Origin of the sequence: Paucibacter sp. XJ19-41 (assembly GCF_028462495.1) — a bacterium.
Taxonomy (GTDB): Bacteria; Pseudomonadota; Gammaproteobacteria; order Burkholderiales; family Burkholderiaceae_C; genus Roseateles_E.
Genome location: NZ_JAQOWX010000154.1, coordinates 1 through 10,753, shown reverse-complemented (window position 1 = coordinate 10,753; position 10,753 = coordinate 1). Strand labels below are relative to the sequence as shown.

At 65.7% G+C, this 10,753-nt stretch carries 8 protein-coding genes; 5 read left to right on the top strand and 3 right to left on the bottom strand.

Translation table 11 applies throughout. The features are described from left to right. From accB to PO768_RS25760, 4 genes are all read left to right on the top strand, one after another. The coding region (gene accB / locus PO768_RS25775) for an acetyl-CoA carboxylase biotin carboxyl carrier protein (protein WP_272648327.1) at positions 1 to 298 on the top strand (298 nt) is incomplete at its 5' end. Positions 299 to 307: 9 nt separating this feature from the next. After that, complete coding sequence (accC, locus tag PO768_RS25770) at positions 308 to 1,657, top strand: acetyl-CoA carboxylase biotin carboxylase subunit (protein ID WP_137941577.1); 1,350 nt, start codon at positions 308 to 310, stop codon at positions 1,655 to 1,657. Between the two features lie 11 nt (positions 1,658 to 1,668). Next, on the top strand, positions 1,669 to 2,562 hold the full coding sequence (gene prmA / locus PO768_RS25765; protein WP_272648328.1) for a 50S ribosomal protein L11 methyltransferase: 894 nt from the start codon (positions 1,669 to 1,671) through the stop codon (positions 2,560 to 2,562). A gap of 28 nt (positions 2,563 to 2,590) precedes the next feature. Further along, positions 2,591 to 3,670: a DUF3426 domain-containing protein gene (locus PO768_RS25760; protein WP_272648326.1), complete on the top strand. Its 1,080-nt coding sequence runs from the start codon at positions 2,591 to 2,593 to the stop codon at positions 3,668 to 3,670. Between the two features lie 1,071 nt (positions 3,671 to 4,741). On the opposite strand, the gene PO768_RS25755 is transcribed toward PO768_RS25760, so the two are convergent. Both PO768_RS25755 and PO768_RS25750 read right to left on the bottom strand, forming a co-directional pair. Then, on the bottom strand, positions 4,742 to 5,935 hold the full coding sequence (locus tag PO768_RS25755; RefSeq protein WP_272648325.1) for a ribonucleotide-diphosphate reductase subunit beta: 1,194 nt from the start codon (positions 5,933 to 5,935) through the stop codon (positions 4,742 to 4,744). Between the two features lie 64 nt (positions 5,936 to 5,999). After that, the gene (locus tag PO768_RS25750; RefSeq protein ID WP_272648324.1) at positions 6,000 to 9,107 is read right to left on the bottom strand and encodes a ribonucleoside-diphosphate reductase subunit alpha; all 3,108 of its coding nucleotides are present in this window, start codon (positions 9,105 to 9,107) and stop codon (positions 6,000 to 6,002) included. Between the two features lie 61 nt (positions 9,108 to 9,168). Between PO768_RS25750 and PO768_RS25745 the strand changes: the two genes are divergently transcribed. Beyond that, positions 9,169 to 9,327 (top strand): hypothetical protein, encoded by a 159-nt coding sequence (locus PO768_RS25745; protein ID WP_262971255.1) that lies wholly within the window; start codon positions 9,169 to 9,171, stop codon positions 9,325 to 9,327. 323 nt (positions 9,328 to 9,650) lie between these two features. Here PO768_RS25745 and PO768_RS25740 read toward each other — a convergent pair. Then, positions 9,651 to 10,753: sigma-54 interaction domain-containing protein (locus PO768_RS25740; protein WP_272648323.1), on the bottom strand; the 1,103-nt coding region annotated here is incomplete at its 5' end.

Genomic DNA, 10,753 nt, shown 5'->3' with positions numbered 1-10,753 from the left:
CGCGCCCGCCGCCCCGGCGGTCGCTGCCGCCCCGGCCGCCGCACCGGCACCGGCGGTCGAGACCGGCCATATCGTCAAGTCGCCGATGGTCGGCACCTTCTACCGCGCCTCCAGCCCGAATGCCAAGTCCTTTGCCGAACTCGGCCAGCAGATCAAGGAAGGCGAGCCGATCTGCATCATCGAGGCGATGAAGATCATGAACGAGATCGATGCCGACAAGAGCGGCACGGTCACCAAGATCCTGGTCGAGAACGGCCAACCGGTGGAATTCGGCCAGCCTTTGTTCGTCATCGAATAAGGCCTCGCGATGTTCAAGAAGATTCTTATCGCCAACCGCGGGGAGATTGCCCTGCGGATACAGCGCGCCTGCCGCGAGCTGGGTGTCAAGTCGGTGGTGGTCTATTCCGAGGCCGACCGTGATGCCAAGTATGTGAAGCTGGCCGATGAGGCCGTCTGCATCGGCCCGGCAGCCTCGGCCCAAAGCTATCTGAGCATGCCGGCCATCATCGCCACCGCCGAGGTGACCGATGCCGAGGCCATCCACCCCGGCTACGGCTTCCTCAGCGAGAACGCCGACTTTGCCGAGCGCGTCGAGCGCAGCGGCTTCGTGTTCATCGGCCCGACCTCCGACAATATCCGCCTGATGGGCGACAAGGTCTCGGCCAAGCAGGCCATGATCCGAGCTGGCGTGCCCTGCGTGCCCGGCTCCGAGGGTGCCCTGCCGGAAGACCCGAAGGAAATCGTCAAGATCGCCCGCGCCATCGGCTACCCGGTCATCATCAAGGCGGCCGGCGGCGGTGGCGGCCGCGGCATGCGCGTGGTCCACACCGAGGCGGCCCTGGTCAATGCGGTGCAGACCACCCGCACTGAAGCCGGCGCAGCCTTCGGCAATCCGCAGGTCTATATGGAGAAGTTCTTGGAGAACCCACGCCATGTGGAGATCCAGGTGCTGGCCGACGGCCACAAGAACGCGGTCTGGCTGGGCGAGCGCGACTGCTCGATGCAGCGCCGCCACCAGAAGATCATCGAGGAAGCACCGGCGCCGGGCATCCCGCGCCGCGTGATCGAGAAGATCGGCGACCGCTGCTCGGCCGCCTGCCGCAAGATGGGCTACCGAGGCGCCGGCACCTTCGAGTTCCTCTACGAGAACGGCGAGTTCTATTTCATCGAGATGAACACGCGCGTGCAGGTCGAGCATCCGGTCACCGAGATGGTCACCGGCATCGACATCGTGCAGATGCAGATCAAGGTGGCGGCCGGCGAAAAGCTGCCCTTCACCCAGCGCAACATCACGATGCGCGGCCACTCGATCGAGTGCCGCATCAATGCCGAGGATCCGGTCAAGTTCACGCCCTCGCCCGGCCGCATCACGATGTGGCACCCGCCGGGTGGTCCCGGCGTGCGCGTGGACTCGCATGCCTATACCAACTACTACGTGCCGCCGAACTACGACTCGATGATAGGCAAGATCATCGTGCACGGCGATACGCGGGAGCAGGCGCTGGCACGCATGCGCATCGCGCTGTCGGAGACCGTGGTCGAAGGCATCCAGACCAATATCCCGCTGCACCGCGAGCTGATGGTCGACGCCAAGTTCATGGAAGGCGGCACCAGCATTCACTATCTTGAAAGCTGGATGAGCGAGCACAAGCGATGAGCACACCCGACCTGCACGAGCTGGTGCTGATCTGCGGCGAGGACGAGGTCGAGACCGTCAGCGATGCGCTGGTCGAACTCGACGCGCTGGCCGTCTCGGTCGAGGACGCCGACGCCGACACCGATGCCGAGAAGGCCTTGTTCGGCGAGCCCGGCATGCCGGCGCCGCGCGGCGGCTGGCAGCGCTCGGTGGTCAAGGCCTTGTTCCCCGGCGAGGCCGAGGCCACCGAAGCCGCGACCCTGCTCTTGAGCCAGGACTGGGCCAGCGACGTCCATGTGCAGACCATCCAGGCGGTGGTCGAGCAGGACTGGGTGCGGCTGACGCAGTCGCAGTTCGCGCCGGTGGAGATCACGCCCGAGTTCTGGATCGTGCCGTCCTGGCATGAGGCACCTGCCCAGGCCAGCAAGGTGATGCGGCTGGACCCGGGCCTGGCCTTCGGCACCGGCACCCATCCGACCACCCGCATGTGCCTGCGCTGGATCGCCGCGCATCAAGACCTGGCCCCGACTTGGACGCGCGTGCTGGACTACGGCTGCGGCTCCGGCATCCTCGCGATCGGTGCGGCGCTTTATGGCGCCACGAACATCGACGCGGTCGACATCGACCCGGCGGCCGTGACGGCCACCGTCTCGAACGCACGCGACAACCAGGTGGCGGTCAGCGCAGCCTTGCCCGATGCGGCCCAGGGCGAGTACCCGCTGGTGCTGGCCAATATCCTGGCCACGCCGCTGAAGCTGCTGGCCCCGCTGCTGTGTCAACACCTGGCCCCCGGTGCTCATCTGGTGCTGGCCGGCATCCTGGAGCGTCAGGCCGATGAGCTGAAGGCGGCCTATGCGCCCTGGCTCAAGCTGGAGGTCAGCGACAGTGAAGAAGGCTGGATTCTGATGAGCGCGCAACGGGTTTGAGCCCTGCGCTCATGGCATGATTCCGGTCATGAGTCTTGCCACCCGTTGTACCGCTTGCGGCACCATCTTCCGGGTGGTGCAGGATCAGCTCCGCGTCTCCGAAGGCTGGGTGCGCTGCGGCCGCTGCGCCGAAGTCTTCGATGCGCGTGAGCAGCTGTTCGACATCGACCGCGAGCTGCCGCCGCCCTGGCCCGCTGCGGTCGCGCCTCAAGCCGCCCCCGAGCCGGAGCCGGTGGCCGAAGTGGAAACCGTCGAAGCGATGGCCGTCAGCGCGCCGCCGCCCGACGCCACCACCTGGGTCGTACCGCGCGAGTTCGAGGAGGAGCCCGCACCCACCGCACGCGAGGAAGAAGCAGCGCCGCTGCCACACTTTGCCGTCGGCAGCGCTGAGCCGCGCCGCGAGCCCTTCTGGGACGAAGCCATCAGCGTCGAGCCCAGCCCCGAGCCGGCCATGCTGCCCGAACCCGAGGCTGCCCCGCTGGCCTCTACAGCCGCTCCCGAGGCCAGTGCGGACCCCGACGTGCTGGTCGATGCCCGCCTGGCGGCGCTGGCCGCCGAGGTGGCCGCACACGACACACCCGAGCACAAGGCGGTCGAGGCCAGCTTTCTGCGCCAGGCCTCGTCCACCGCGCGCTGGCAGCAACCGCGGGTGCGGCTCGCGCTGGGCCTGAGCGCCCTGCTGCTGATGGCAACCCTGCTGCTGCAGCTGGGCCTGCAGTTCCGCAATGCCATCGCCGCCCTCTACCCGCCGAGCACACCGCTGCTGCAGTCGCTGTGCGGCGTGGCCGGCTGCGAGCTGCAGCCCTGGCGGCGCATCGACGCATTGGCGGTCGAGAACAGCGGGCTGACACAGGCCGGCTCGGGCAATAGCTACAAGCTCGCACTGCAGCTGCGCAACAAGGCCGCCTATGCGCTGGCCCTGCCCTGGGTCGATCTGAGCCTGACCGATGCCAGCGGCGCCATGGTTGCGCGGCGCATGCTAAAACCCACCGATTTCAATCTGAGCCAGCTCAGCATGAAAGGCGACAGCGAGCAGCAGCTGCAGCTCGTCTTCAGCACCGGTCGGCACCGCGTCAGCGGCTATAGCGTCGAAATCTTCTATCCCTGAGCAGCCCTGACGCGGGCATAAAAAAACCCGGCCGAGGCCGGGTTTGATGCCAAGGGCCCGAAGGCCCTGGCTTCTTAGGGCTTGCTGCCCGTCGGGAAGGGCCAAGCCGCTTGCGGGCTCAGCGCCGTCTTGGCGGCGGGTGCAGCAGCCGGCTTGGCGGCGGCAGCAGGGGCAGGGGCCGTGGCGGCTTTCTTGGCTGCAGGCTTCTTGGCTGCCTTCTTGGCNCGGCTTGGCGGCGGCAGCAGGGGCAGGGGCCGTGGCGGCTTTCTTGGCTGCAGGCTTCTTGGCTGCCTTCTTGGCAGGCGGCTTGGCAGCGGCCTTGGGCGCAGCGGCAGCAGCCTTCTTGGCAGGCGGCTTGGCGGCGGCCTTAGGAGCAGCCTTCTTGGCAGGCGGCTTGGCAGCGGCCTTAGGAGCAGCCTTCGGTGCGGCCTTCTTGGCAGGCGGCTTGGCAGCAGCCTTAGGAGCGGCCTTCGGTGCAGCCTTCTTTGCCGGCGGCTTTGCAGCAGCTTTGGGAGCGGCCTTCTTAGCGGGCGCAGCAGCCTTCTTGGCCGGAGCGGCCTTCTTCGCCGGAGCGGCAGCCTTCTTGGCGGGCGCAGCAGCCTTCTTGGCCGGAGCGGCCTTCTTCGCCGGAGCAGCAGCCTTCTTGGCCGGAGCGGCCTTCTTTGCCGGAGCAGCGGCCTTCTTGGCCGGAGCGGCCTTCTTCGCCGGAGCGGCGGCCTTCTTGGCGGGAGCGGCTTTCTTCGCCGTTGCCTTCTTTGCAGTTGCCATTTCAGTTCTCCTTGATCAAGTGGAAAAAGCACTGCCCGCAGCAGACCGGTCCGCCACAGCGCAGTTATTCATCGTCCGGAAGTCGCCCAGGAGGAGCGCCCCGGTACGGTGAATGGGGTTGCGAGCACCAGCCAAAATTTCTAGGGCCATGGTCTTGGGTCTCGCGAATCTCTTGACCTCACAACAATCTGGGAACTGACCGGCGTCTACAAAAGACACTGACCGGCTCGGCCCAAGCGCTTGCAGGCGCTTGGGTCTTCGCCAGGCACAAGACAAGCCGCAGGGCTTGCCCTGTGTCCGGGCTCAGTCCCAGGACAATGCGCCACCGGATTGGTATTCGATGACGCGGGTTTCAAAGAAGTTGCGTTCCTTCTTCAGATCGATCATTTCGCTCATCCAGGGGAAGGGGTTCTCTTCATTCGGGAAGAGCTCCTCCAGTCCGATCTGGGTGGCACGGCGGTTGGCGATATAGCGCAGATAGCCCTTGAACATCGAGGCGTTCAGGCCGAGCACGCCACGCGGCATCGTGTCCTCGGCATAGCGGTACTCGAGCTCGACAGCATGCAGGAACAGCGCCTTGATCTCGGCCTTGAACTCGGCCGTCCACAGATGCGGGTTCTCGGCCTTGAGCTGGTTGATCAGGTCAATGCCGAAGTTGCAGTGCATGGACTCGTCGCGCAGGATGTACTGGTACTGCTCGGCGGCGCCGGTCATCTTGTTCTGACGACCCATCGCCAGGATCTGGGTGAAGCCGACGTAGAAGAACAGCCCCTCCATCAGGCAGGCAAAGACGATCAGGCTCTTCAGCAGGGTCTGGTCGTTCTCGGGCGTGCCGGTGTGGAAGTTGGGGTCCATGATCGCCTCGATGAAGGGGATCAGGAACTCGTCCTTGTCACGGATCGACTTGACTTCGTTGTAGGCGTTGAAGATCTCGCTCTCGTCCAGGCCCAGCGACTCGACGATGTACTGGTAGGCGTGGGTGTGGATCGCTTCTTCAAAGGCCTGGCGCAGCAGGAACTGGCGGCACTCGGGGGCCGTGATGTGGCGGTAGGTGCCCAGCACGATGTTGTTGGCGGCCAGCGAATCGGCGGTCACGAAGAAGCCGAGATTGCGTTTGATGATGCGGCGCTCGTCATCGGTCAGACCGTTCGGGTCCTTCCACAAGGCGATGTCGCGCGACATATTTACTTCCTGCGGCATCCAGTGGTTGGCGCAGGTGGCCAGGTATTTTTCCCAGGCCCATTTGTACTTGAAAGGCACCAGCTGGTTGACGTCGGTCTGGCCATTGATGATGCGCTTGTCCGAAGCCTTGACGCGCGCGCCGTTGCCCAGAACCTGGGCCGTTGCGGCGGACGCGGGGACGGTTTGGGAGCTGCTCACGGCGGCCGTTGTGGCGGGCGACGCGGTGGCTGCTGCGCTCGCGACCGGCGCAGTGCGCGGCGCGGCATTCGTGGTGACGCTGTTCGAGGGCTTCAGGTCTTCTTCCCAAACCAACATGGTGGACTTCCTATCGTGTCGAATTATCAGAGTGTTGTGTTCAAACACCAAGGACTTCTTGACATCAACACGCGATGCGCGTTGCTGTGTCGCATCGCATCGGACGCGTATCGAAGCCCTCGGGGGTCAGTCGTTGAGGCCTGGATTTGCTTCGCAAGAAAACCCATGCATCAGCGTTTGAGCCGATGAACACTGGCATCGCGGGCGTTTGAGCTTTTCGCGATGCCCGTGCTTTGACTTCAAGACCTTCCTGGCAGGCCTCGCAGTCCGGGTTGTCGATCGAGCAGAACTTCATGTCGGTTGCAGGCAACTCTGCCTCGACCGGCGCTGCAGCAACGGGTGCTGCGGGCTGGGCCGAGACGGGTGCCGACAACATCGAAGCGCCTGCGCCGGAGGACACCGAATTGAGCTGGCCCGACTTGGTCACCGTGCTCTTCTCGGCCGATGACGCGCTCATCGTGCGCAGGTAGTAGGTCGTCTTCAGGCCGCGCAGCCAGGCCAGCTTGTAGGTCTCGTCGAGCTTTTTGCCCGAGGCGCCGGCCATGTAGATGTTCAGGCTTTGGGCCTGGTCGATCCACTTCTGGCGACGGGCGGCGGCTTCGACCAACCACTGCGTCTCGACCTCGAAGGCGGTCGCGTACAAGGTCTTCAGCTCTTCCGGCACGCGGTCGATGCGGCGCAGCGAACCGTCGAAGTGCTTCAGGTCCATCACCATCACGTCGTCCCACAGGCCCAGCTTCTTCAGGTCGCGCACCAGGGATTCGTTGATGACGGTGAACTCGCCCGACAGATTGGACTTGACCGACAGATTGCCGAAGCAGGGTTCGATCGAGGCGTCGACGCCGATGATGTTGGAGATCGTCGCGGTCGGTGCGATCGCCACGCAGGTGCTGTTGCGCATGCCGTGCTGGGCGATCTTGGCGCGCAGCGCATCCCAGTCCAGGGTCGAGCTGCGATCCACCTCGACATAGCCACCGCGCTCCTTGGCCAGCAGGTCCAGCGAGTCGATCGGCAGGATGCCGCGGTCCCACAGCGAGCCGCGATAGCTCGAATAGCGACCCCGCTCGGCGGCCAGCTCGGTGGAGGCCTGGTAGGCGTAGTAGCAGATCGCTTCCATCGAACGGTCGGCAAACTCGACCGCCTCGTTGGAGGCGTAGGGCGTGCGCAGCGCGTACAGCGCGTCCTGGAAGCCCATCAGGCCCAGGCCCACCGGACGGTGGCGCAGGTTCGAGTCGCGCGCCTTCTTGACCGCGTAGTAATTGATGTCGATCACGTTATCGAGCATGCGCATCGCGGTCGAGATCGTCTTGCGCAGCTTGTCGTGGTCAATGCCACCGTCCTTCAGGTGCTGGACCAGATTGACCGAGCCGAGGTTGCAGACGGCGATCTCGCTGTCGTTCGTGTTCAGCGTGATCTCGGTGCACAGATTCGACGAGTGCACGACACCGACATGCTGCTGCGGCGAGCGCACATTGCAGGCGTCCTTGAAGGTGATCCAGGGATGGCCGGTCTCGAACAGCATCGACAGCATGCGGCGCCACAGATCCTTGGCCGGCATGCGCTTGAACAGCTTGATCTCGCCGCGGTCGGCCTTGGCCTCGTACTCGACATAGGCCTTCTCGAAGGCGGTGCCGAACAGATCGTGCAGGTCCGGGCAGGTCGACGGCGAGAACAGGGTCCAGTCGCCGCCGTCCATCACACGGCGCATGAACAGATCGGGGATCCAGTTCGCGGTGTTCATGTCGTGGGTGCGGCGGCGGTCGTCGCCGGTGTTCTTGCGCAGCTCCAGGAACTCCTCGATGTCCAGGTGCCAGGACTCCAGATAGGCGCAGACCGCGCCCTTGCGCTTGCCGCCCTGGTTGACCGCGACGGCAGTGTCGTTGACCACCTTCAGGAACGGGACCACGCCTTGCGACTTGCCGTTCGTGCCCTTGATGTGCGAGCCCAGCGCGCGCACCGGGGTCCAGTCATTGCCCAGGCCGCCGGCGAACTTGCTCAGTAGCGCGTTCTCCTTCAGCGCCTCATAGATGCCGTCCAGATCATCGGCCACCGTCGTCAGGTAGCAGGACGACAGCTGCGAGCGGCGGGTACCGGAGTTGAACAGCGTCGGCGTGCTGGACATGAAGTCAAAGCTCGACAGCACTTCGTAGAACTCGATCGCGCGGGTCTCGCGGTCGATCTCGTTGAGGGCCAGGCCCATCGCGACGCGCATGAAGAAGGCCTGCGGCATCTCGATGCGGACATCGTCGATGTGCTGGAAATAGCGGTCGTACAGGGTCTGCAGGCCCAGGTAGTCGAACTGCAGATCGCGTTCGGCCTTCAGCGCCGCGCCCAGGCGGGCCAGGTCGTACTGCGCCAGCTTCTCGTCCAGCAGCTCGGCCTTGACGCCCTTCTTGATATAGCCGGGGAAATACTCGGCATAGCGGCTCTGCATCTGCTCCTGCGTGATCTCGCCGCCGACCACCTCGCGACGGATCGTGTGCAGCAGCAGGCGTGCGGTAGCGCGGCTGTAGCCGGGATCCTTCTCGATCAGGGTGCGGGCGGCCAGGATCGAGGCCTTGTAGACCTCGTCGATCGGCACGCCGTCATACAGATTGCGCTTGGTCTCGGCCAGGATGGGCTCCGGTTTGACGTCGGCACCGAGGTTTTCGCAGGCCGAGACGATCAGGCTTTGCAGATGGGCCAGGTCCAGCGGAATGCGCTGGCCGTTGTCGATCACCGTCAGGCCGGACTCCAGCGCGGCGGCCTGGGCCACCTCACCCTTGGCCACGCGCTCCTGGTAGCGGCGCTCGCGATACAGCACATAGGCGCGCGCCACCTCATGGTGACCACCGCGCATCAGACCCAGCTCGACATGATCCTGCACATCCTCGATGTGGAAGGTACCGCCGCTCGGGCGCGAGCGCAGCAGCGCGCGCACCACGTTCTCGGTCAGGCCGTCGACCGTCTCGCGCACGCTGGCCGAGGCCGCGCCGCTGGTGCCATGCACGGCCAGAAAGGCCTTCATCAAGGCCACCGCGATCTTGCTGGGCTCGAACGAGACCACCGCGCCATTGCGACGGATGATCTGGTAGGCCTGATAAGCGGTCTGCTTGGCCGCGCCGGCCGCTGCGGCGGGCGCGGAGGCGGCAGCGGGAGCGTCCGAGCGGGTCTGGGCTGCTGTGCTTTGCATAATTCCTCGTCTGTCTTGTTCGAATCAGAAATGGCAGGTCCGCGACACGCCAGGGGCGGCCATGGATCTGCGTTCGTTATTGCTGTCGTCGGGGCTTGGGGCTGTGCGACTGCGCGAGCCCACCGGGCAGGCCGGCGAGCCCGCCATCGTCCGCATCGCAAGCCAGGCAGAACACGGCGCTGTACCGGTCACGCTGGGCAAGACGACTGCGAAGGGATAGGGCATTTCAGTGCTTTGCCGAGGCTAGAAGGATAGCATGAAGAAACACTATATCTGGGGCTACCCAGCTCTTCAAGCACTACAGCTAGCGTCAAACCCGCATATCGAACCCGGTTGACCGGCGGCCCTTCACGCGCTAGCCGCGCGCCGCCAAAAGCCTGGCCGGGCCGCCTCGAGGCCGCTCGCATCGCGCCTGCACCCAGCATTGATCGGGGTTTGAAATCCGGGATCCGCGACAGTCTTGGCCTGCAGCGCAAAACCGCCCGCCAGGCCGCGCCAACAAAGGCTTTGCGGAGCGCGCCTCGGTCGGCGCTCAGTGGGCACTCAGTGGGCGTCGGAGCCCTCGCCATCGCCCGAGGTCGAGCCCTCGGTGATGCCCAGCCGTGCCATCCGGTAACGAATCTGACGCAGCGACAAGCCCAGGCTCGCACCGGCGGCCGTGCGATTGAAGCGGTGGCGCTCCAGCGCGCGTAACAAGATGCTTCGCTCGACCTCGTCCAGATAAAGGGCCAGGTCTTGCGGCAGCTCGGCCTGATCGTCGGCCAGATCGGGCAGCGGCGCCGCCGGCGGCGCCTCCAGCACGTCCAGCGCCCCCAGCTGCGAATCATCCAGCAGCGATTCGGGCAGGCCCAGGTCCTCGGCGTCGATCAGCTCGCCACCCGACAGCGCCAGCGCCCGGTGCAGCAGGTTCTCGAGCTCGCGCACATTGCCCGGGAAGGCATAACGCGCCAGTTGCGACAGCGCCGCTGGTGTCAGCCGCGGCACCGGCGACACACCGGCATCGCGGGCGATGCGCTCCAGCACCCGTTCGCTGATCGCGGCCAGGTCCTCGATGCGCTCGCGCAGCGGCGGCACACGGATCTGTATCACGTTCAGGCGGTAGAACAAGTCCTGGCGGAAGCGCCCGGCCGCCACCTCGGCACCCAGGTCTTTATGGGTGGCGCTGAGGATGCGCACATTGACCGGCGCCTCCGCCACCGCGCCGACCGGCCGCACCGAGCGCTCCTGGATCGAGCGCAAGAGCTTGCTCTGCATCGCCAGCGGCAGGTCGCCGATCTCGTCGAGGAACAGGGTGCCGCCATGGGCGGCCTGGAAAAAGCCCTCGCGGTCCTCGTTGGCGCCGGTGAACGCGCCCTTGCGGTAGCCGAAGAACTCGGCCTCCAGCAGCTGTTCGGGAATCGCGCCGCAATTGACCGCGACGAAAGCCTGGCTGCCGCGCACGCTGCTCTCGTGGATGGAGCGCGCCACCAGCTCCTTGCCGGTGCCCGACTCGCCCTGCAACAGTACCGGCGCCATGCTGCGCGCCACCTTCTCGATCAGCGAGCGCACCTGCCGGATCGCGGTCGACTCGCCGGCCAGGCGCTGCAGCGCGCCGGCCGGCGGCGCCGCTGCCGGATCTTCGACGCGCGCGCGCGATGCGGCGGCGG

Bases quoted from the DNA above. Each gene is read 5' to 3' on its own strand.
- accC (WP_137941577.1), top strand. From the start codon at position 308: ATGTTCAAGAAGATTCTTATCGCCAACCGCGGGGAGATTGCCCTGCGG.
- PO768_RS25745 (WP_262971255.1), top strand. From the start codon at position 9,169: ATGGATCTGCGTTCGTTATTGCTGTCGTCGGGGCTTGGGGCTGTGCGA.
- PO768_RS25750 (WP_272648324.1), bottom strand. From the start codon at position 9,107: ATGCAAAGCACAGCAGCCCAGACCCGCTCGGACGCTCCCGCTGCCGCC.
- PO768_RS25760 (WP_272648326.1), top strand. From the start codon at position 2,591: ATGAGTCTTGCCACCCGTTGTACCGCTTGCGGCACCATCTTCCGGGTG.
- PO768_RS25755 (WP_272648325.1), bottom strand. From the start codon at position 5,935: ATGTTGGTTTGGGAAGAAGACCTGAAGCCCTCGAACAGCGTCACCACG.